Annotated in this window: 17 protein-coding genes; 11 read left to right on the top strand and 6 right to left on the bottom strand. The window is 62.3% G+C overall.

What is annotated here, in order from left to right; translation table 11 throughout:
• Positions 1-2: 2 nt before the first annotated feature.
• The 3 genes from AC3YMN_RS05150 to AC3YMN_RS05140 all read right to left on the bottom strand — a co-directional run bounded on the left by AC3YMN_RS05150 (position 3) and on the right by AC3YMN_RS05140 (position 3,305).
• Entirely contained in the window at positions 3-833 is an 831-nt protein-coding gene (locus AC3YMN_RS05150; RefSeq protein WP_127753341.1) for a carbohydrate ABC transporter permease, read from the bottom strand.
• Between the two features lie 2 nt (positions 834-835).
• A complete protein-coding gene (locus AC3YMN_RS05145) occupies positions 836-1,777 on the bottom strand; it encodes a carbohydrate ABC transporter permease (protein WP_489889159.1) in 942 nt (313 codons plus the stop codon).
• 178 nt (positions 1,778-1,955) lie between these two features.
• Positions 1,956-3,305, bottom strand: coding sequence for an extracellular solute-binding protein (locus tag AC3YMN_RS05140; protein WP_489889158.1), 1,350 nt, complete (start codon positions 3,303-3,305; stop codon positions 1,956-1,958).
• Between the two features lie 313 nt (positions 3,306-3,618).
• Between AC3YMN_RS05140 and AC3YMN_RS05135 the strand changes: the two genes are divergently transcribed.
• From AC3YMN_RS05135 to AC3YMN_RS05095, 9 genes are all read left to right on the top strand, one after another.
• Positions 3,619-4,659, top strand: coding sequence for a LacI family DNA-binding transcriptional regulator (locus tag AC3YMN_RS05135; protein ID WP_489889157.1), 1,041 nt, complete (start codon positions 3,619-3,621; stop codon positions 4,657-4,659).
• A 5-nt stretch (positions 4,660-4,664) separates the two neighbouring features.
• A complete protein-coding gene (locus AC3YMN_RS05130) occupies positions 4,665-6,587 on the top strand; it encodes a DUF5054 domain-containing protein (RefSeq protein ID WP_489889156.1) in 1,923 nt (640 codons plus the stop codon).
• A gap of 102 nt (positions 6,588-6,689) precedes the next feature.
• The gene (locus AC3YMN_RS05125; protein WP_489889155.1) at positions 6,690-7,700 is read left to right on the top strand and encodes a LacI family DNA-binding transcriptional regulator; all 1,011 of its coding nucleotides are present in this window, start codon (positions 6,690-6,692) and stop codon (positions 7,698-7,700) included.
• A 328-nt stretch (positions 7,701-8,028) separates the two neighbouring features.
• Entirely contained in the window at positions 8,029-9,180 is a 1,152-nt protein-coding gene (locus tag AC3YMN_RS05120; RefSeq protein ID WP_489889154.1) for an extracellular solute-binding protein, read from the top strand.
• Between the two features lie 26 nt (positions 9,181-9,206).
• Complete coding sequence (locus AC3YMN_RS05115; RefSeq protein WP_489889205.1) at positions 9,207-10,055, top strand: ABC transporter permease; 849 nt, start codon at positions 9,207-9,209, stop codon at positions 10,053-10,055.
• Between the two features lies 1 nt (position 10,056).
• Positions 10,057-10,875, top strand: a complete 819-nt coding sequence (locus AC3YMN_RS05110; protein WP_127753347.1) for an ABC transporter permease — start codon at positions 10,057-10,059, stop codon at positions 10,873-10,875.
• Between the two features lie 9 nt (positions 10,876-10,884).
• A complete protein-coding gene (locus AC3YMN_RS05105; protein ID WP_489889153.1) occupies positions 10,885-11,919 on the top strand; it encodes an ABC transporter ATP-binding protein in 1,035 nt (344 codons plus the stop codon).
• Position 11,920: 1 nt separating this feature from the next.
• Entirely contained in the window at positions 11,921-12,757 is an 837-nt protein-coding gene (locus tag AC3YMN_RS05100) for a glycerophosphodiester phosphodiesterase (protein ID WP_489889152.1), read from the top strand.
• A complete protein-coding gene (locus AC3YMN_RS05095) occupies positions 12,754-13,569 on the top strand; it encodes an inositol monophosphatase family protein (RefSeq protein WP_489889151.1) in 816 nt (271 codons plus the stop codon). Before AC3YMN_RS05100 ends, AC3YMN_RS05095 begins: the two co-directional genes overlap by 4 nt.
• A gap of 94 nt (positions 13,570-13,663) precedes the next feature.
• Here AC3YMN_RS05095 and AC3YMN_RS05090 read toward each other — a convergent pair whose 3' ends face one another.
• On the bottom strand, positions 13,664-15,250 hold the full coding sequence (locus AC3YMN_RS05090; protein ID WP_489889150.1) for a GMC oxidoreductase: 1,587 nt from the start codon (positions 15,248-15,250) through the stop codon (positions 13,664-13,666).
• Positions 15,251-15,469: 219 nt separating this feature from the next.
• Here AC3YMN_RS05090 and AC3YMN_RS05085 point away from each other — a divergent pair, with 219 nt between their 5' ends.
• Complete coding sequence (locus AC3YMN_RS05085; RefSeq protein ID WP_489889149.1) at positions 15,470-16,378, top strand: glycosyltransferase family 2 protein; 909 nt, start codon at positions 15,470-15,472, stop codon at positions 16,376-16,378.
• A 156-nt stretch (positions 16,379-16,534) separates the two neighbouring features.
• Positions 16,535-17,743 (top strand): hypothetical protein, encoded by a 1,209-nt coding sequence (locus tag AC3YMN_RS05080; RefSeq protein ID WP_489889148.1) that lies wholly within the window; start codon positions 16,535-16,537, stop codon positions 17,741-17,743.
• Between the two features lie 17 nt (positions 17,744-17,760).
• Here AC3YMN_RS05080 and AC3YMN_RS05075 read toward each other — a convergent pair whose 3' ends face one another.
• Positions 17,761-19,155: an HlyD family type I secretion periplasmic adaptor subunit gene (locus AC3YMN_RS05075; RefSeq protein ID WP_489889147.1), complete on the bottom strand. Its 1,395-nt coding sequence runs from the start codon at positions 19,153-19,155 to the stop codon at positions 17,761-17,763.
• Positions 19,152-21,302, bottom strand: a complete 2,151-nt coding sequence (locus tag AC3YMN_RS05070) for a peptidase domain-containing ABC transporter (RefSeq protein ID WP_489889146.1) — start codon at positions 21,300-21,302, stop codon at positions 19,152-19,154. Before AC3YMN_RS05070 ends, AC3YMN_RS05075 begins: the two co-directional genes overlap by 4 nt.
• Positions 21,303-21,306: the final 4 nt, after the last annotated feature.

Raw genomic sequence — 21,306 nt, 5'->3', positions numbered from 1 at the left:
ACCTAAGCCTTGATGCCGCCAAAGAACCGGAAGCCGAACCTCCAGCTGACAAAGAGATAAAGCGCGATCACCGGCAGCGAGTAGATCAGCGAATAGGCCGCCAACAGCGTCACGATGGGCGTGCCGGCCTCCGAATAGAACGAATAGATCGCGACCGATGCGGGCATGTTGCTGTCACTGCGCAAGAGGATGAAGGGGATCAGAAACGAGCCCCAGATATTGACGAAGCTCCACACCACAATGACCACAATCCCCGGCCGGATCACCGGCAGCGCCACATCGAAAAAGGCCTGCACGGGGGATGCGCCCGCCACCATCGCGCTTTCCTCATAGGACTTGGGGATGGAGTCGATGAAGTCGCGCAGGATGAACATCGCGGTCGGCAGCAAGCCACCGGCAAAAGTCAGGATGACAGCCAGATGCGTGTCCATGAGCCCGGCGGCCGAGATGATGAGGAAGATGGGCACCATCGCTGCCGATCCCGACACCACCGAGGAGAACAGGAGCAAAATATAGGTGACAGCGCCCTTGCCCGGGATGGATGAGCGGCTCAGGGCATAAGCGGCAAGCGTTGCCGCGGCACCCACCAGGATCACGCCACCGACTGCCTGGATGAAACTGTTCCAGAGCGCCTGCACCGCATAGGAATTGCCGAACACCGTGAAGAAGTTCGACAGTGTCCAGGGGGCCGGCACGGCCAGCCCCAGCTCGGCCCGGGCATTGAAGGGCGCAAACAGGAACCAGAGTAGCGGCAGCGCGAAGATGACGCCGATCAGCGCGGCCAACGCCGAAAACGCGATGCGACCGACAAAGGCGGGAATGGTGAGGCCCATGCTCAGCGCACCTTTTTCTTGCGGCCGATGCTGAGATAGATCAGCGCAAAAGCCAGGTTGATCAGCATCATGATCACGCCGACGGCCGCACCCTTGCCGAACTGGAAGTCCTGGAAGGCGACCCGGTAATTGTAGATGGACACCAGCTCCGTCCGATAACTCGGCCCGCCATTGGTGAGCAGAAATGGCGTGAAGGTATTGAACGTCCACATGGTGATGAGGATGAGATCGGTGACAATATGACCGCGGATCAGCGGCAGCCCGATATCGCGGAACTTTTGCCAGCTCGAAGCACCCGCCACATCGGCCGCCTGGAAGTAGCTGGGCGGGATCGATGAAAAGGCCGAGCTGAACAGCATCATCGAGAAGGCCGCGCCGCGCCAGGTATTGAAGGCAACGATCACCCAGAACGGCTGCTGAAGGAGGAAGTCGCCCGGCGGCAGGCCAACGCCTTCAAGGATCATGTTCAGCGTGCCCTGGTCGCGATCGAGAAACGCGAACCAGGCAAAGCCGATGACAACCTCGGGCAATATCCAGGCGGCAATGACGAAGGTTTCGGTGATGCGCTTGACCCAGGGCGGCACGGTCTGGATCAGCCAGGCCAGCAGCAGGCCAAGCAAAGCCTGGCCGAGCAGCGCCGAGGCGAGCACGAACTGCGTCGTCAGGATCAGCGAGAAACCGAACTGCCCGCGCTGAAAGAAGGTCGCCGGATCAAACAGGGTGAGATAGTTGCCGAGACCAACAAACTCCGGGTTGAGCGCCGTGCGCCCCAGGAGCGTTCGGTTGGTGAATGAAACAAAGATCACCCAGAAGAAGGGCACGATCACGAACACCGACACCAGGATCCCTGCCGGCGTAAGGAACGCCGCTCCCGCCCAGTTCGACAAAAGGGCGAAATTGCGGGGCTTGCGCTTGCGGGGAGCTGCGGTGGTCTCGGTGGTCATGCTGGCCCCGCGTAGTCAGAAGTCAAACTAGAGCTCGGCCGCTCTGGCCTGAGGATGAGAGGCTGGCACAAACCCTGTTGCGCTGACCGGCTGGTTCGAGGCTTTGCCCGGGCAAAGCACCTCACGGTGTGAGAGCAGGCGCGCCGGATTGCTCCCGCGCGCCCAGCGCCTGGGAGGGCTAGAGCAGACTGACGGTGTTTTCCTCGCCGACGATCGCAATGACCGCCGACCCGTATTGAGCCATTGCATCCTCGGGCGAGAGTTCGCCCGAAACCACCGCTTCGGTCATGCGCTGGATCTCAGCCGACACCGCATTGTAGTTGGGATCGTTTGGGCGTGCGGTGGTCAGCGGCAGGAGCGCCTGGCTGGTTTCCGTCAGGAATGGATTATTGGGAATCTCAACATCGGTACGCGCGGTGATCCGCGGCTGTATCGCCTGGAAGGCGGCTAGCTGCTCGGGCTCGTTCATGAACGACAGGAACGCCCATGCCTCGGCGGGTGCATCAGTTGCCGGGTTGATGACAAACCCGGTACCGCCTGAGATGGTGACAAAATCCTGCCCGCGAATGCCAGCGCCGGGCGCCTTGGCCGGGATCTTGGCCCACCCGAGGACGGCATCACGATCAGGCACTGCGAACTCGGAGCCCTCGGGGGTCACGGAGCGATAGAAATAGTCGCCCTCAAACAACAGCGCCGTTACGCCGTCGCGGAAATTGGCAAAGGAGCGGTTCCGCCCATCGGCCAGGAGTTGGGCGCGCTGATCACCCAATTGCTCATCGACATAGATGGTCTTGTAAAGGTTGAGCGTATCGAGAATGCCCTGGCTGGCAACAATGAACTTGCCGCTCTCGTCGGTAACACCCTCGCCGGTGCCGAGCAGCGCCAGCCAATAGCCCTGCATCGTGGTGGCCTCGCCCATGGCAACGCCGGCGTTGAGTTGAATGGGGAAGCTATCCGGCTTGACCTGCTTGATAGCTCGTGCTGCCGCCAGAATGTCGTCCCAGGAGGCGGGCTGCCAGTTCTCTGCATCGATCCCCGCTTCGCTCAGGATATCCTTTCGCGTATAAAGCATACGCACATCGGTCCCCAGCGGGATGCCGTAATAATCGCCCTGATATGCCATCAGCGCACGCGATCCCTCCGAAAGCGCCGCCCAGCCCGTCCAACTATCGACCGCTTCACCGGCGACCGCGTTCAATGGCTTGAGCAAGCCGCCTTCCACAAAGGAGGGGATCAGGAAGCCATCGAAGGCAGAGACATCGGGACCTGCGCCGGTCGAGAAATCCAGCGCCAGCTGCTGGGTGAGCTGCGCGTCCTCGCCGCCGAACTGATTGAGCCGGACATCGACGTCGGGATGCGCCGCTTCAAAAGCCGGGATGACGCTGTTTTCGATCCACTCGGCCGTGCCGCTGTTAACGCCACCAATCACGCAACGGCAGGTGACATCGAGATCAACGGCAAAAGCCGGAATAGCCGTGGCTGCTGCCCCGGCCACACCAAGCGCAACTGCACGCCAACGATTGCTCATTGCAAAACCTCCCATGTGGTGGCTCCGAATTCTCCGGTAGCCCTATATTGGCCGGGGCGTCGGACAGTGCCTGTGCTCTACCAGCCCAGCGAGAATGAACACGTTATCACAGAACGTCAATGCGGAGATTCGCAGCCCGTTCGCGGCCCCATTGAGGCCCGGCAGCCCAGATGGCATGTATTGGTGACGTTCCAGTGACGATTATCGACGAAAAGCCAGCTCGTGCTCAATGGGCTATTCTTGACAGATCGACCCGCTGCGCCCAGAGGTTTGTACACGCTTTCATCTTTTTGGCAGATGACGGGAGGCGCGTTTGAACGAATTAGGTGGGGCCCTTCGCGGCCGGGCGACTGCGGAAATGGTCGCAGCGCGCGCCAATGTTTCGCGGGTTGCCGTGTCCCGCGCCTTTAATCCCCATGCGTCGCTCAAGCCCGCCAAGCGCGAACTGATCCTGCGCATCGCCAAGGAGTTGGACTACACTCCCGACCGAGCTGCCCGTGCGCTGGTCAGCGGGCGCTCCCACCTAGTCGGCATCATCGTGCCCGACGTCTACGCCTATTGGGAAAGCCAGGAGATTGACGCGCTGACCACCGCGCTGCAGCACGAGGGTTTTGCCACCCTCCTGTTCAAGACGCGCACCGACTACTCCATGGACGAGCAGCTACTGGCCACGATGCGGGGCCACAACCCAGATTCCGTGATTGCCTTCGTCGAGAACGTCAAGCCGAGCACCTTGGCCCGGTTCATGGGCCGCGCGGTGCCCATCTATGTGCACTATCCCGCGCCCGGTGCTGCCGACCAGCCCAGCAGCGGCCCTATGCATGACCGGCTCAACGTGTTGCACTGGGATGGGATCGATCAGGCGGTTGCCCTGCTGCAGGGTTATGGTGCGCGGCGGATCGCTTATCTGTCGGGAGCGCGCGGATCTCGTGCCAACGCGTCGCGGCAGCACACCCTCGAACAGGTGATGGCGAGACGCGGCCTGCCTCCACCAGCCGTGATCAAGGGCGACTACAGCTATGACACCGCCTACCGGGCCACGGTGAACTTCTTTCGCGTTCGCGACGGCGTGGATGCGATTTTTGCCGCCAACGATGTCGGCGCCTTCGGGGTTATCGATGCCCTGCGCCATGAACTCGGCCTGCGCGTGCCTCAGGACGTCAAGGTCGTAGGCTTTGACGACATCGCCCAGTCCCATTGGAAAAGCTACAACCTGACCACGGTCAAGTTCGACCTAGACGAGCGGGTCAGTGCCCTGGTGCGTCTGATTCTGCGCCGCCTCAACGAGCCCGAAGCTGCGGGGTTTCACGAAACCCTCAACACCAGGCTCATCGTGCGCGGCACGGTTGGTTGAACTCCATGGCCAAACATATCCACCTGATCTTCAAGACCCATCTCGATATCGGCTTTACCGACCACGCCGCGCGGGTTCGCGAGCAATATCATGAGCAGTTCATTCCGCAGGCGATCCGGACGGGCGAGCACTTTTTTGCCGAAAATCCCGTCCATCCCACATTTATTTGGACCACGGGCGCCTGGCTTATCTGGGATCACCTCCATTCTCAGGACGCCGAGCGTGTCAGGCGCTTGGAGCGAGCCATCGGGCGCGGGTTGATCACCTGGCACGCCCTGCCCTTCACCACCCATACCGAACTCATGTCGCCAGCCTTGTTCCAAGCCGGGCTATCCTATTCCGAGGAACTCGACCGCCGCTTCGGCCGCACCACCACGGCGGCCAAGATGACCGATGTACCGGGACATACGCTGGGTATGGTCCCGCTACTCGCCGCCGCCGGGGTGCACTTCCTGCATCTGGGGGTTAATACCGCGAGCCCGGTTCCGGACGTGCCGCCGATTTTCCGCTGGCGCGCCCCTGGCGGCGCGGAAATCGTCGTGATGTATCAAGGCTCCTATGGGGCCACCGACTTTCCCGCCGGAGAAGAGGTCGGGCTCAGCTTTGCCCACACCGCCGACAATATCGGGCCCCAAAGCGTGCCGCAGACGGTAGAAGCGCTCCGCCACATCCAGCACGCCAATCCAGGCGCAACCATTGCCGCCTCGACCCTGGATGCCTTTGGCGAGTTGATGTGGGACCGGCGAGACAGCTTTCCCGTAGTCACCGAGGAGATCGGCGATAGCTGGATCCATGGCACGGCGAGCGACCCGCGCAAGCTGGCGCGTTTTCGCGCTCTGCAGCGGCTCCATGACAGCTGGATTGGCGAACCGACGACCGAGCGCCGCGCCTTTGGCCGCGGCATCGCCATGGTAGCGGAACATACCTGGGGCGTCGACATCAAGACCTATCTGCGCGACGAAACGGCCTGGGATCGGGTCGACTTCGAGCGCGCACGCTCAACTGACTATCGCTTTAGCTATACCGAGCAATCCTGGGCCGAGCAGCGCGCTTATCTCGATGCCGCACTGGCAGAGCTCCAGCCCATCGATCGGGAGATCGCCGAAGCGGCACTAGCAGAAACATTGCCGGTCACTGCGCCGGTGCCAGATGCAACAGGCGACCGCATCAGCGATGCCGGCTGGGTCGCGGATCTAGATCCAGTCACCGGCGGGATTCGAGCGCTGCTATCGCCCGCTGGCTCACGCATTGAGGGGCAAAACGGGCTCCTGCTCGGCTATAGCCACGAAAGCTATGACTGGGCGGCGTTGCAGGAGCACCTCGACAGCTATCTTCAGCATCGCGAAATCTGGGCCATTCTGGACCACGACAAGCCCGGCCTGCAAACCGCCAGGACTGCGCGCACCGCCAGCTTCGTCCCAAGCCTGGTTGGGGTAGCGGGCGTCAGCACGGCCATGGCCACCCTGCCCCCCCAAGCTCATGCCGAACTCGGCGCGCCGGGTCAGTGCGAAATTGGGCTACATGGTCTCGGCGAGCGGCAGGTTGAGATCCGCCTCATCTTGCGCAACAAGCCGGCCAACCGCATGCCCGAAGCTGGCTTCCTCCAGTTCAGCCCTGCAGGCCTCAGCAACTGGTACCTGCGCAAGCTGGGACTCTGGCACGACTCGAAGGCCGTCGTCCGCAAGGGCGGCGGTCAGCTTCAAGCGGTGGAGGCGGTTCGGGCCAAGGGTGCAATTGGCGAGCTTACGCTTGACCTGCTCGACGCCGCCCTCGTCGCCCCGGCCGGCTCGCCCTTCCTGCCGTTCCAGCCTGATGTGCCAGATTTTTCTACCGGACTGCGGGTCAATCTCTATAACAACAAATGGGGCACCAATTTCCCCATGTGGTGGGAAGGCGATGCGCTCTTCCGCTTCGTGCTGACTCTCTGAGCGGCTTGCCCGCCGATCCCAGCACTGCGGAACACCCTGCCATCTTGACGTCGATTGTGTTCTCCCGGCTAATCGCGCCGCCCGAGCAGGATGGCGCACACCATGAGCGACAGACCCAGAACCTTCGTCACAGCCCAGATGGTGGCGGAGCGCGCCGGCGTCTCCCGTTCGGCGGTGTCGCGCACCTTCACCGACGGCGCCAGCGTATCGGAAGCCACCCGCCGCAAAGTGCTCGATGCAGCGAGCGCCCTTGGCTACCACGTCAACCACCTTGCCCGCGGCCTGCGCGAAAACAGCAATATCGTCTGCTTGGTCGTCGCCAATCTCACCACCCCTATCCGCGCCCGCCTCGTCGATGTGCTGACCCGCAGGCTGCAGGCGGTGGGCAAGATCATCATGATCATCAACACCGAAACCGATCAGGAAAGCGCGGCGCAAGCCTTGCGCCAAACGCTCAACTACCGCGCCGATGCTACGGTGGTGCTATCCGGCACGCCCCCCGCGAGCCTGATCGAGACTTGCCTTGCCAACGGCCAGCAGGTGATTCTGATCAACCGCGACGAGCGGCTGGTTGGTAGCTCCAATCTGGGCGTCGACAACGCCATGGCGGGCGCCGAGGCGCAGTACCTGCTGCAGCGCGCGGGCTGCCTGCGCCTTGCGGTTGTCACCTCCAACACCCGCACGGCGAGTCTGGTGGAACGGCAGCGTGCATTTGTTGCGGCCGCGACAGCTGCCGGCATGGCCGTAACCGCCACCGAGGTCGGCCCTTCCAGCTACGCCGAAGGACAGCTGGCAGCCCGGCGGCTGTTTGGCCGCTCCCAGGCTCCGGACGGCGTTTTTTGCGTAACCGACCTCTTTGCGCTGGGGTTCATGGACGCCGCGCGCCAGGAATTTGCCTTGCGCATTCCGCAAGACCTGTGTGTCATCGGTTTCGACGATATCGAGCAGGCCGGTTGGGCATCCTACAACCTGACCACCTTCTCCCAGCCGCTCGAGGTGATCGCCGATGAAGTCGTGGCACTGCTGCAGCAGCCCGACAATGCGGACTCGACGCGAAGGGTGATCGAGCCGATGCCGATCTGGCGCCGCTCAGTTCGTCCGGGCGCGCCATAGCCGCATCCTTGCACACGTGCGCAACGCGCATGTTTGTCATTAAAGCGTTATGCAACCGCGCTAGACACACCGACGAAAAATGTTCGCTGCTGCACTTGTGTGCAGTCGTATTTCGGTGTTGTCTTGGCCCAGCATATGTCTCGCCGGCCGGCAAAACCCAGCACCAGATTGGGTCGGCCTCGTCGATGCGCATGCGCGGGAGGAGCCCATGGGGCGAACGAGTCGGCGCCGATCCGGTTCGTTGTTTGGCCAAGAGCCGCCATCCGCCTCCGCGATCGGTACGGAAAGCGCGGCGATCCGCCCCGGATCGCCTCATGGGAGAAGCACAATGAAACGCCGCACCTTCATGATCTCAGCTGCCGGCGCCGCAGCCGGAATGGCCGTCCTGCCCCGCATGTCCTTCGCCGCCGAAGGCACCATCGACTGGTACACGAGCTCGGATCAGAACATTCTCGACTTCTGGACCAATGTAGTGAAGCCCGCTTTCGAAGCGGCCAATCCGGGCACCACGCTCAACCTGGTGGACGGCGGGGACAATGCGGGCCTCCAGTCCATCGCCGAGCGCGGCCTCGCTGCCATGAGCTCGAACGCCGATCCCCAGGCAGATTTCTTCGAAGGCTTCGACTCGCGGCAACCGGTCGGCGCCCTGGAACAAGGTCTGTGGGTCGACTTCGAGCAGGCGGGGCTGTCCAACTACTCCAAGCTTAATCCGCTCGGCATCGACATCCCCACCAATTTGCCCTACCGCGGCTCGCAGGTGCTGCTGGCATACGACACCACCAAGCTTGATCCCGCCAATGCGCCCAAGACCTGGCCGGACCTGATGGCTTGGATCAAAGCCAATCCAGGCCAGTTCATCTATAATCGCCCCAACAAGGGCGGTTCGGGTCTCAATTTCGTGCGACGGGCTGTGCTCGAGGCCAATGGCCAGGATCTCAGCAAGTTTACGGTCGATAATGCCACGCCCGAAAACACCGCGGCCATGCTGCCCGGGGCATGGGAAATCCTCAAGGATATTTCCCCCTCGCTGTTCGACCAGGGTGCGTATACATCCGGCAATACCCAATCGCTGCAGTTGCTCGGGCAGGCTGCCGTAACCATGATCCCGGCGTGGTCCGATCAGGTGCTCAAGGCCATCGAACAAGGGGTCCTCCCAGAAACCACGGGCCTGGTGCAGTTGCAGGATCTTGGACTGCCCGGCGGCTTCTCGCGCATCACCATTCTCTCCAATGGCGTCAACAAGGATGCGGCGATCAAGCTGGCTGATTTCGTTCTTAGCGAAGAAATCCAGTCGGCAGTTCTGACCGAACTCGGCGGCTTTCCCGGCGTATCTTGGGACTATGTGGCGTCTGATCTGCGCGAGCGCTTCGCCGACATCATTCCCAGCTCCATCCCGGTTTTCCCTAGCGGCCCCTGGGAAGTTGCTATCAATGATGGCTGGTATCGCACGGTGGCGCCAAACGTGGACCCCGCCTCGTGACCGCAATCGACGCGGGCCGACCGGTTATGCCCGCTGCGCCAGAACGCAGGAGGCCGGTCGGCCTCCTGCTCGTCGCCGTGCCGGTGCTGCTGGTTCTCTGGCTCGTGATCTGGCCCATCATCTCGGCCGTGATCACCACCATATGGTTGAGGACACCCGAGGGGACCCAGTTCTCGCTTGAGACCTACCGCTTCTTTTTTTCAGACGGCTACAGCCTATCAAACCTCTCGGTCACACTGTGGACCACTGGCGTCTGCGCCATTTTGCTGCTCGTCATCTGCCTGCCGATCGCGCTCTACCTGCGTTTTTCCGACAGCAAGGTAGCGGCCTATGTGCAGGGCCTCGCCATCTTTCCCATGTTCGTGCCCTCGATCATCCTGAGCTTCGCCCTGATCCGCGTTCTTGGCCCCAATGGCACCGTAGACTTGCTGCTCAATGCAATTAGCCTGCCCAAGATCCGCTCCCCCTATCTAACGCCATGGGGACCCGTGATCGGCCTCGTCTGGGACAATATCCCGCTGACCGTTCTGATCCTGCTTTCAGGTCTCGGTAATGTGTCCAACCAATCGATCGAGGCCGCAAGAGACGTCGGCGCCGGCCGCTTCACGCTTCTCTGGCATATCATTCTGCCGCGTATCACCAATTCCATCCTGGTCGCCATCTCCTTTGCCGTGCTGGGCATCTTCTCGGCCTTCACCCTGCCCTACATCCTGGGCCCAGCGGCGCCCGAAATGATGGGCCCCTTCATGCAGCGCACCTTCCGCGACCTTTATGATCCAACCAGTGCCATCACCCAGGCCGTCGTGACCTTCGGGTTCTGCATCGTGTTCGGTCTTTTCTATGTGCGCTCGGTCGCCAAGAACAGGACGCCCTAGCATGGCCACTCTTGTGCATCGCCGCGTCGACTGGACCGGCATCATCCTGGCCGTTGTTTTAACGCTAGCTATCGTGTTCCCGCTGCTCGTGGTGGGCACCTGGGCCTTCACCAATGTGTGGCGCTATCCTTCGGTGATCCCGCAGGAGTTCGGTCTCCGCTTCTGGGGGCAGACCTTGGGCCGCGCCGATGTCTGGACCTCCATCACGATGAGCCTGACCCTGGCGACCACGGTCACGCTGATCTCGGCTGCCATCTGCCTGCCGGCCGCCTTTGCCTTCGCCCGGTTGGAGTTTCCCGGCCGGGACCTCCTGTTCTTCTCGTTCCTCGCGGGCCACGCCTTCCCCAAATTTGGCCTCCTCGTCGCCATTGCCGGCATTTTCCTGCAGCTCAATCTTATCGGCACCTTTTGGGGTGTGGTGCTGATCCAGCTCGTGGGCACCTTGTTGTTCATGATCTGGATTCCGGTGGCGGCATTCCAATCCGTGGACCGGCGCATGGAAGAAGCGGCGCGCGATGTCGGTGCCGGGCCATTCCGGGTGTTCTGGTCCATCACCCTGCCCCAGGCTGGCCCCACCATCGCAGCGGCAATCCTCCTCAGCTTTGTCGGCACTTTCTATGAAACCGAAGGCGCCTGGCTGATCGGCGCCCCGCAGGTGCGCACGCTGCCGGTGCTGATGATTTCCTTCATCAACAACCAGCCCGTGATTCAGTTCGGCGCGGTGCTGTCCGTGCTGCTTTGGGTGCCAAGTTTCATTGCCCTGCTGTTTGCCCGCCGGGTTGTCAATTCCGGTTCGTTCGCCCGCGGCTTCGGCGGCTAGGAAAAACTGATGTCCGTTCTCGAGATCAAAGACGTATCCAAAATTTTTGGCGGCGCCGTCAGCGCCGTGGACAGCTTCTCGCTTGATGTGGCCGATGGCGAACTTGTGTGCCTGCTCGGCCCCTCCGGCTCTGGCAAATCCACCCTGCTGCGCATGGTGGGCGGGTTCGAGCGCCCCACCAGCGGCCACATGACCATTGATGGCGAAGACATCACCCATGTGCCCGCCGAAAAGCGCCCTACCGGCATGGTGTTCCAGAGCCACGCGCTTTGGACCCATATGAACGTGTTCAAGAACCTCGCCTTCGGGCTAAAACTGCGCAAAGTGGCTCCGGATGAGATCAAGCAGCGCGTCGAGGCCGTGCTCGATCTCGTGGGCCTCTCCGGCTACGGCAGCCGCCATGTCGCCAAGCTTTCGGGCGGGCAGCAGCAACGCGTTGCGCTCGCCCGCTCGCTGGTACTTGAACCCAAGATCCTGCTGCTGGACGAGCCTTTTGCCAGCCTCGACCAGCACTTGCGCGAACGCCTTCGCGAGGAGGTGCGCGACATCCAGCAGCGCCTCAAAATTACGACGCTGTTCGTCACCCACGGCCAGGACGAGGCGCTCTCCATGGCCGACCGCATCGTCGTAATGCGCGATGGTCGCACCGAACAGATCGACCGGCCGGATGTGGTTTATCGTGATCCGCAGACGCCCTTCGTCGCTGGTTTCATCGGCACCATGAATCTGGTGGAAGGCGAGGTGCGCAACGGCAGTTTCAGCCATGCCGGTCTGACAGTGCCGCTGCCTATCTCTGACGGTGCGGCAATCCTCGCCGTACGGCCTGAAGCACTCGACTTGGAAGCTTCGGAGGATGCTCCAGCCAAGGTGCACCGCGTCACCGATTTTGGCACCCACGGCCTGGTGGACCTGGCGCTGCCCGACGGCACTCGCCTCAAAGCGATGGTGTCCCACCCCGACCTGTTCAAGACCGGGCAAGGCGCTCATCTCCGGCCGCGGGCCATAATGGCCTATCGCGACGATCGGCAGGTCTTTCGGAGCTGAAATGACTGATCCACTCTATATCGAGCGGGACGGCCACCGCACTTGGCTGAAATGGCATAGGGCACGCCGCCGGGTTTCCGACCCGGTGTTTACCCGCCGCCGCATTCTCGAAGCCATGCGGCTGGGCGCCAGCGTGGAGGTTGACTTGGTCGTTCACGCCGACCACGGCTTTGCCATCCTCCACAACCCAACTCTCGAAGCGGAAACAACTGGCGCCGGACGGGTGCGCGAAAGCGGTACCGCGATGCTGCGCAGTCTGCACTTGCGGGACAATCAGGGCACACCATTACCTGACCGGGTGATGCTGCTGGAGGACCTCTGCCAGCTGTTGCAGCGCAATCCTCCCCATCCCGACGCTTTGCTGCAGCTGGACTTCAAGGAAGATCTTGGGGCACTGGATCCGCGGACAGTCGCAAACTTTGCTGCAGGCGTTGCGCCGGTAGCTGGTTCATTGATCCTTTCGGGGGGCGACGCGGCGGCGATCGAAGTCCTCGCCCAAGCGACGCCGGGTCTCCGCACCGGCTACGACCCCTGCTACGGGGAGTCGCTGGCACGACTGCGCGCTACCGGCGACTACTGCAGCTTCATTGCCGACGCGTTCGCGGCCGCTCCGAAAGCCGAGATGATCTACCTGGCCTATGAAATCGTCTTGTCCGCGCGAGCCGCGGGCTTTGACATCATCGCGCCCATCCACGCCGCGGGGCGCCGGATTGATGCCTGGACCATTCGCCAGATCACCCCCGAAACCCTCGCCCAGGTTGACAAGCTCCTTGAGCTCAAGGCTGACCAGATCACAACCGACGACCCGGAGGGGCTGCTCGCGGCTCTCGCACGATGATCACGGATTACAGCAAGATACTCGACGAAATGGTTGCCACAGCCCGCGAAGCGGGAGCCTTGACCCTGGAGCACTTCAAGAATTTTCGCGACCTTGAGGTCGGCATCAAGGGTCCGGGTGACTTCGTTTCCGACGCGGATCGAGAGTCCGAGCAACTGATCCGCAAGCGCCTTTTTGCCATCAATCCTGATTGGAGCCTGACGGGAGAAGAGTTTGCCCCGGTCGAAGGCGCGGACCGCGAGCACCGCTGGCTGGTTGACCCCATCGATGGCACCACCAACTTCATTTTCGGCCAGCACTACACCATCACCATCGCCTTGCGGCGGGGCAACGAGACCGTCTGTGGCCTCGTCTATAATCCGGTTTCGGACGAGATGTTCACGGCCACGACGGGGGGCGGCGCCTGGCTCAATGGCGAACGCCTCCATGTCAGCCGCTCCACTGACATAGGCCTTATGTGCGTCGGCACCGGCCTGCCCACCCCAGGGCTGCAGCTTTACCCTGGGGCCTACGAGCGGCTCGATGCCATCCGCGCCGAGATCGGCGCCGTACGCGTTGTCGGCAGCGCGGCCAATTCCTGCGCCTATGTGGCGTGCGGGCGCCTCACCGGTTATTTCGAGGAAACCGGCTTTGTCGATACAGCGGCGGGTATTCTCCTTGTGGAGGAAGCCGGTGGTGTCGTCACCGACTGGTGGGGTCGCGGCCCCGACATATTCGAGCGCACCGGCGCGCTTATCGTTGCGAACGCTGCAACCCACGCCCACCTGCTCCAGCACCTCAGCGCCGTGCCAACAAAGGATCCAGTTGTGTGAGGATCGGGTAGCCTCCGCAGCAAGCTCTCACGCGGTACTGCTGATCCGTTAGACAAGCCGAACCACCCGGGCCTGCCTCGTCTCTCGTCCACATCTAAGCGCCGATCAACAGGTAGGAATCGGCAAGCCATAGCGCCAACTGCATGATCGTGAAGGTCGGATTGGCGCTGCCTGCGGTTGGAAACACCGAGGCGCTGGCGACCGCAACATTGGGCACGTGGTGGCAGCGAAGATCGGGGCCAACCACCGAGGTCGCTGGGTTGGTTCCCATGCGCGTCGAGCCAGACGGGTGGGCGCAGGCTTCGACCGTTTCGATGATCTGGCCATCCGGGCTGTTGACGCCAGGAGCCCAGATCAATGGGCAGAGATTATCCAGACCCGCTCGGGACCAATAGGTCCTGAGCCTGCGCGCGGCCGAGCGGAAGGTCCGCTCGTCTCTAGGTAGCACCTTCCAGTGCAGCAAAGCTTTGCGCACCCCCAACTGGTCGGTTTTCTCCGATAGGGAGATGCGGTTCCGGGGGTCGGGCAGTTGCTCGACCAGCGCCATGAGGCGCAAATCCACCGCGGGCGGCACATAAAGCTGCTTGTGCCAGAAGCGCCAGAACCCGCTTTTGGCGATCAGGCCGACATCCCGAACTGCCGTGCCGATCTGGCGTGGTTCCACTTCCTGTCGTTGCACGCCCTTGGCGATGCTCTTGATCGCCGCCATACCACTATTGCCCATATCCATGGCGACATAGATGAACCCGCTTGAAACCTGGTCTTCGCGCTGGGCGCTGCCGGATAGCTCAAGATGCAAGTCGCGGCGGATACCTCGAACGAAGCGGCAACTCAGCAGATGATTGGTAAGGTCAGCCCGCGTGCGATCCACCAACGCAACTTCCGCTTTCAAATGATCCTGGAAGTAGCGCCCCAAGGCGTCAGTCCGCGCGAAGGCGCGATTGCCGCTGGCCGCGTCAAGCAGCAGCAGCAGTCGTGTGGACTCGATAGTGCCGGCTGCGATGGCGAATTCCTCGGCGCGCACGGTAAGCTCGTGCCCGTAAAGGCTCTTGGCGGTGATGGCGCGCAGCTTCCCAGCCTCGGTATCCAGATCGAAACCACACACCGTCGCGTTAAGCCAGACCGTAATGTTGGGATTGGATCGGATCTCCCGTCCCAGGATCGAGATGATGTTGCAGCGCTTGAACGTGGGGCATTTCGCCCAACGGGTCATGAAATCCTCACCAGTATCGATAAGCAGGCCCGCCGAACCCGGCGCTCTCGTATCGAGCTCATCAAAAGAATCGTGGCGGACACCAAACAACGCTTCCAGCTCTTGCTGGTAGCGTCTCAGGATGTGCGGGGCCACCGGCCACTCGGGCTGGTCGACATGTTCCCGAGCGCCCTGATCGAACCCCGCAATGGGGATCATCCGCCCGCCCCAGCGTGACGACGAGCCTCCAAGGCCGCGGTAGCGGCCCGTCATGGCACGGCCATACCCCCCACCCGCGTCATCAATGTCGTTGAGCTCGTGGATAGCGGGATCAAACGCGACGGTGCCGCTTTCAACGACAATAACTTTCCTGTTGTGCCGGGCAAGTCGTGTGGCCAGCAGCAATCCCGCAATGCCGGCTCCGACCACGCAAAACGGTGCGCTATGGCTTTGGCCACTGAGCTCCCTTGCGAGGTCCCGAATTGGCATGACCTTGATCCTCCCGCCCAGTATCGCATTTGACCCAAATCCTATCGGTGGCTCGCGCTTCTGTGATCTGAACACATCGGGGCGTCAGGCCAGCCTTCTTAGTTAGCCAGGCCCGCGATGGGATTATTGCTGCACAAATCTGGTCGGACCACAGTGAGTGCCTAGGGGCAATCGAGGCGAAGCAACAACGCTTCCCCCGCTTGGTGAGGGGGCATCAAGATGGCTAATCCACCGCTCGTCAGCATCATCATTCCACATCTCAACGAACCCGATCTGCCGGCATGCCTGCATTCCTTGGCCCGGCAGGCAGGCCGGGGCATTTCGTTCGAGATCATCGTGGTCGATAATGGCTCGCGCGACCTGCCGCGCGCTGCGGTCTCTGCCGTTCCGCAAGCCCGTCTTGTGGTCCAACCTATCCCGGGACCAGGCCCGGCCCGCAATCTGGGTGTGGCGGAAGCCGCCGGTGAGATCCTGGCCTTCATCGATGCGGACTGCGTCGCCGCGCCAAACTGGCTGGCGGCAATCGTAGCCTGGTTTCAGCACCACCCCGAAACTGACATTGTGGGGGGTGACATCCGGATCAGGCCGACCGATCCCGACCAGCTCACGGCGATCGAAGCCTACGAGAATATCTTCAGCTACCGCGCTCGCGAATATGTCGAACGGCATGGCTTCGCGGCCACCGGCAATATGGCCGTGCGCGCCAAGATATTCCCCAAGGTGGGGCTCTTTGGGGGCATCGGCACCATGGAAGACACTGAGTGGGGTCAGCGCGCCACCGCCATGGGCCACGGCATCGCCTTTGTCGGGGATGCTCGCGTCTATACCCCCTCCTGCAAGTGCTTCAGCGAGCTGGCTCGCCGCTGGGACCGCCATGTGGCCCATGAATTCAAAGCGGCCAGCGGAACCCAGGGTCGGATCAAATGGCTGGCCAAGAGTGCCATGATTGCCGCCTCGCCTGCCTTGGAGGTGGTACGAATCTGGCGCTCCGATCGTGCCGGCAGTTTGCGCGAACGTGTCCTGGCGCTCAGATGCGTGACCCAGGTCCGGCTTTATCGCGCCGGCCGGATGCTGCGCCTGATCTGGAACGACAACGCCGCAAGCATGGTGAACATGTGGAATCGCTAGGGCGAAGCTCCCTCAGCACCGCGGGGCGCTAGTCCGCCCGGGTGATCCTGCCCTCTTCAAACTGCACCATAAGAGCGAAGTGCGCACCACCACCCCCCATGCAAGATTCAGATTCTGGCGGACCCCATGCAAAGCGCGCGCATGGAAATCAAGGGTATGAACATGTTGCAGGATTTCGGCTCCAACCCTAGTCCCAAGCGAGTGCGAGGACCTGAGTTCGATCGCATTCTACAGCTCGAAGAAGAATATCCCCAGGCGCGCGAACGCTTGCCGAGGCTGTGCAGCCTGGCGGTTGACGGCCTGCGGCACATGGCGCTGCCAAACATGCGGTTTCCCCACACGATGCGCAGCATCGACGCCAGGAAAGCTGCCGCACCCCGCCCCGAGGGCGACAATCTGCGCTACACGATCAATGTTGCCCAAGGTCTGGCCTGGATGCCCGAAACGGTGCAGCGGGGCGTGCTGCATGGGCATAGCGCGAGGGAACTCGCGCAGTCCTGCATTGACCGTGCCGCCCAATCGCGCGAGCCCGGAGCCGTCGCACTGGCTGCGTGGGCTGCAGCGGAAACTGCGGGGATCTTTGCCCGGAACCTCTACGATATCCTTGTCGAGATCCTTGCTGAAAGCGAGAGCGTCGAGTTGGTGCCATGTGCCTGGGCGCTCACCGCCGCAATTGCTGGCCAGCACTTGGGAGATACGAGGCGCGTCAAGGATCTGGCCTGGATCATGTTGCGTGACGCCCAGTCGGCCAGCGGAGTTTTTCCCCATGTTACCCCAGTCTCGGCCGGTGGCTGGGTGCGTGGCCATGTGGGCTCTTTCGCCGATCAGGTTTATCCCATCCAGGCCATGGCCCGCCTCGGCTATGCCGACGACAACATAGCCGCTCTACAGGCCGCTGATGCCTGCGCCGCCAGGATTGTCGAGCTGCAAGGGAGCGCTGGCCAATGGTGGTGGCACTACGATACGCGCGATGGCAGCGTGGTTGAAGGCTATCCGGTGTATAGTGTGCACCAGCATGCCATGGCCCCAATGGCCCTGCTCGATCTGCTGGATGCCGGCGGACAGGATCACCGCGCCGCCATCGTCAAGGGCATGGGCTGGCTGGATGATCATCCCGAAACGGACCAGCCGATGATCTCGGAACAGCACAGCGTGATCTGGCGCAAGGTCGCCAGGACCGAGCCCCCTAAACTGGCCCGTCGGATCGCCGCCGGCACCACGGCGCTCAAAAAGGGTTGGCACCTACCTGGCCTCGACGCAGTGCTGCGGCCTGGCAAGATCGATTACGAATGCCGGCCATATGAATTTGGCTGGTTGCTTTACGCCTGGAGGTCGCGGGCGGTGGTGCAGGACTTGCACCCCTGAACTGACGCGCCCAACCCTTAGGGTTCATGCAGGCTTTCATCGATGCCGCGCATCAGGGGATAAAGGAAATAGGAGATCACGCTCCGCTCCCCCGCGTGGATCTCGGCTGAAACCGTCATGCCCGGGAGCAAGCGGAAATCGGCCGGCGTCTGCCGCAGCTTTTCTTGGCTCAGACCGATGCGCACCCGATAAAACGCCGTGCCTCCCGCCGGATCCTCGCCGGGCTGCTTGGCAAAAGAGTTTTCGCTGATCGAGGTCACTGTGCCCGCAACTGTCCCATGTTCCTGGAAGGGGAAGGCATCGAACTTGATCCGTGCCGCATCGCCAAGGGCCAGATGCCCGATGTCATTGCTGGGCACAGCCACTTCAACCTCAAGCGCAACATTGAGCGGCACCAGGGTAACCAGCGGCTCGGCGGCTTGCACCACTGAAGCCTGGGAGCGTTGCGCCACCTCCAGCACCGCGGCATCCGCTGGCGCCAGCAGATGGGACATGGCAGCGCGTAAGGTCACTTTGCGCACTTCCTCGTTGATTCCCGCCTGCTTCTCCTCGAGCTCAACCAGCGCTTCCAAGGTCTGGCGCCGGTAATCCTCGACGAAGTTCTGCCGCTCGGCCTGCACCTGCTGAAGCCCGTGCAGAGCTTCGGCATATTGCCCTTGCACCTGAGTGAGCGTTACTTCGAGCTCCAGCCCGAGATCACGGCTCTGCAGAAATGCCAGCCGCGAGCCATTCCCGCTATCCGCCAGCGTAGAATGCATATCTTGGATTTCGCGCAAACCGCCCAGGCGCCTGCGCAGCGTTGCTTCCTGCGCCTTTGCCGCCTGCATCAGCGCCTCGCCATGGGCAATCTGCGCGTCAAAATCGGCCAACCTGGCTTCGAAGGCGGCCCGCCGCTGCCGGGCCAATTCCGCCTGCATCTGCGCCTCGGGAGAAGCGTGGAGCGGTGGCGCATAAACCGCTCCTGACAGCTCAGCCTCCATGCGGGCGATTTGGGCCACGAAGCCCGCCAGCTTGGCTTGCAATTGACTGGCATCGGCATCGGCAAAGGTCGGATCAAGGGTAGCGAGCAGTTGACCTTTGCGCACCACATCGCCGGGCTTGACCGCAATCGACTGGACAATGGAGGTTTCAAAGGGCTGCACTACCAGGGTCGGTTGGCTGGTGGTCAGCTTGCCCGGCGCGACAACAATCTGGTCGATCCGCGACACGCTGGCCCAGAAAACACCAGCACCGATCGCGGTGGCGACGAGGTAAAGCGTCAGCCGGGCCGTGATCGGCGGACGGCGTTCTTCGAGCGCAATCGCGTCGGTTTGGAAGTCGCGGATTGCCGGCGCGGTTCCTGGCTCCACGAGTTTGAGTTCGGGCCTGCCGGTGGGCCTGAGCCGCGCTGGTTCCTTTTCAACGGCACTCATCCGACAAGCTTCATCTGCTGGTTCCACAAATGGCGATAGGTGGTGCAGCGCGAAACCAATTGGCTATGGGGTCCCACATCCACCAGCCGCCCGCGGTCGATCACGAGGATGGCGTCGGCATCGGTGAGCATGGAGAGCCGGTGCGAAACGATGATCACGGTGCGCCCCGCGGCAATGCCCTTGATGCTCTGCTTGACGATCGCCTCGCTTTCGGGATCCAGCGCGCTGGTCGCCTCGTCGAGGATCAGGATCCGCGGATTGGTGACGAGGGCTCGTGCGATCGACAGCCGCTGGCGCTGGCCGCCCGATAGATTCTCGGCCCCCTCCTCGATCAAGGTGTCGTAACCGCGCGAGAGCTGCTCGATGAACTCGACGGCGCCTGCGAGTCTGGCTGCATCCACCACCTCCTCGAAGGTCGCATCCGGCTTGGCTGCCGCGATGTTGTCGCGCACCGTGCCACGGAACAGGAAATTGTCCTGCAGCACCACACCGACGCTGCGGCGGAGATGGTTGAGGTCCAGTTCGCGCAAGTCATGGCCGCCGATGCGGATCACCCCTTGCTGAGCCGGATACAGACCTTGGATCAGTCGGGTGACGGTGCTCTTGCCACCCCCGCTGCGCCCTACCACCCCCATGATCGTATTGCCCGGCACGGCAAAGCTGATCTCGTTAAGCGCAAAGGGCCCGTCGTCACGGTAGCGGAACGACACGTCCTGGAATTCCACCGCGCCCTCGATTTGCGGGCGCAGTCCTTCCGTGCTGCCGCTGCGCTCCACCTTCTCGTTCATCACCTCGCCCAGCATGCGCACCGAGAGCGCCACTTCCTGGTACTCGTGCACCATGGTGACGATCTGCACCAATGGTCCTGAAACGCGGCCAGCCAGCATGTTGAAGGCGATCAGCGCGCCCACGCTCATCGCGCCATCAAACACCAGAAGCGCGCCAACACTGATGATCGCGACCGCCATCAGCTTTTCCAGCAGCCCGGTGACGGCCTGCGCCGAGATCGAGATGGTCTCGACCTTAAAGCGGGTGTTGATGGTCTGGGCTGACCGGTCATCCCAAACCCGCCGCTGCAGCGGCTCCATGGCGAGGGACTTGAGAGTTCGCATGCCGTGCATGGTCTCCACCAAGAGGCCCTGGCGTTCACCCTCCGCGGCGTAAAGCGCTGCCAGCCGCTTGCGAAAGGGCGCCACCAGCAGCGCCACCACCAGCGCGATCAGGGCACTGAATCCGAGCACGATCAGGGAAAGTTGCATGCTATACATCAGCAGAACGGGGATGAAGACGAACAGCGACAGCGTGTCGAGCATGGTCAGAAACAGCCTACCGGTGAGAAATTCCCGAATGCGGCTGGATTGCTGCATGTGCTTGACCAGAACGCCTGCCGAGGAGCGTTCGAAGAAGTTGATTGGCAGATCGAGCAGGTGCCGGAAGGTGCGGGTTGCCACCCGAATATCGATCCGGTTGGTGGCGTAGATCAGCAGGTAGCGGCGCAGGAACACGAACACCGCCTCAAACACCAGCGCCACACCAATCCCGATGGCGAGCACGATCAGCGTTGAATAGCTCTGGTGCACCAGCACCTTGTCGATCACGAGCTGGAAAAAGACCGGCGTGGCCAGTCCCAGCGCATAAAGAAACAAGGCGGCGATCGCGACATCGATGAACAACCGTTTCTGATGCAAAATTTCAGGCACGAACCACGCAAAGCCAAAGGGTTGCTCAGGATCGGCAATGGCATAGCTGCGCTTGACCAGCAGCAACTCGCCATTCCACCGCGTGGCGAACTGCTCGAGCTTAACCTCGATCATCCCGCCCGGAGTATTCGCTAGGGGATCGAATATGCGCAGCACCACGGCGCCGGTTTCATCCTGCTGGGCCCCCAGGATCGACACCCAATTGCCGTTCCCGAGCCGAGCCAGCGCCGGATAAGCCTGCCCCAAGCGCAGGATGGTGGCGGGCTTGGCCTTGATGCGCCGCGCCCGCAGCCCTGCCTCCCGCGCCATGCGCAGCATCAGGTCAAAGCCTATGCCTTCGGCGCCGATCGCATGCTCGGCCACCAGCCGCCCACCGTTGCCATCGAGGCCATGGTGGCGCAAAGCCGCGGCAAGGCATTCCGGGCCAGTTTGAACAAACGCCTGCATGGCA

The sequence above is a fragment of the Devosia sp. Z11_6 genome, from assembly GCF_058133665.1.
This window is presented reverse-complemented; position numbering and strand designations above follow the sequence as displayed.

Bases quoted from the DNA above. Each gene is read 5' to 3' on its own strand.
- AC3YMN_RS05110 (WP_127753347.1), top strand. From the start codon at position 10,057: ATGGCCACTCTTGTGCATCGCCGCGTCGACTGGACCGGCATCATCCTG.
- AC3YMN_RS05145 (WP_489889159.1), bottom strand. From the start codon at position 1,777: ATGACCACCGAGACCACCGCAGCTCCCCGCAAGCGCAAGCCCCGCAAT.
- AC3YMN_RS05085 (WP_489889149.1), top strand. From the start codon at position 15,470: ATGGCTAATCCACCGCTCGTCAGCATCATCATTCCACATCTCAACGAA.
- AC3YMN_RS05105 (WP_489889153.1), top strand. From the start codon at position 10,885: ATGTCCGTTCTCGAGATCAAAGACGTATCCAAAATTTTTGGCGGCGCC.
- AC3YMN_RS05140 (WP_489889158.1), bottom strand. From the start codon at position 3,305: ATGAGCAATCGTTGGCGTGCAGTTGCGCTTGGTGTGGCCGGGGCAGCA.
- AC3YMN_RS05095 (WP_489889151.1), top strand. From the start codon at position 12,754: ATGATCACGGATTACAGCAAGATACTCGACGAAATGGTTGCCACAGCC.
- AC3YMN_RS05075 (WP_489889147.1), bottom strand. From the start codon at position 19,155: ATGAGTGCCGTTGAAAAGGAACCAGCGCGGCTCAGGCCCACCGGCAGG.
- AC3YMN_RS05080 (WP_489889148.1), top strand. From the start codon at position 16,535: ATGAACATGTTGCAGGATTTCGGCTCCAACCCTAGTCCCAAGCGAGTG.
- AC3YMN_RS05115 (WP_489889205.1), top strand. From the start codon at position 9,207: ATGCCCGCTGCGCCAGAACGCAGGAGGCCGGTCGGCCTCCTGCTCGTC.
- AC3YMN_RS05120 (WP_489889154.1), top strand. From the start codon at position 8,029: ATGAAACGCCGCACCTTCATGATCTCAGCTGCCGGCGCCGCAGCCGGA.
- AC3YMN_RS05070 (WP_489889146.1), bottom strand. From the start codon at position 21,302: ATGCAGGCGTTTGTTCAAACTGGCCCGGAATGCCTTGCCGCGGCTTTG.
- AC3YMN_RS05090 (WP_489889150.1), bottom strand. From the start codon at position 15,250: ATGCCAATTCGGGACCTCGCAAGGGAGCTCAGTGGCCAAAGCCATAGC.
- AC3YMN_RS05125 (WP_489889155.1), top strand. From the start codon at position 6,690: ATGAGCGACAGACCCAGAACCTTCGTCACAGCCCAGATGGTGGCGGAG.
- AC3YMN_RS05150 (WP_127753341.1), bottom strand. From the start codon at position 833: ATGGGCCTCACCATTCCCGCCTTTGTCGGTCGCATCGCGTTTTCGGCG.
- AC3YMN_RS05100 (WP_489889152.1), top strand. From the start codon at position 11,921: ATGACTGATCCACTCTATATCGAGCGGGACGGCCACCGCACTTGGCTG.
- AC3YMN_RS05130 (WP_489889156.1), top strand. From the start codon at position 4,665: ATGGCCAAACATATCCACCTGATCTTCAAGACCCATCTCGATATCGGC.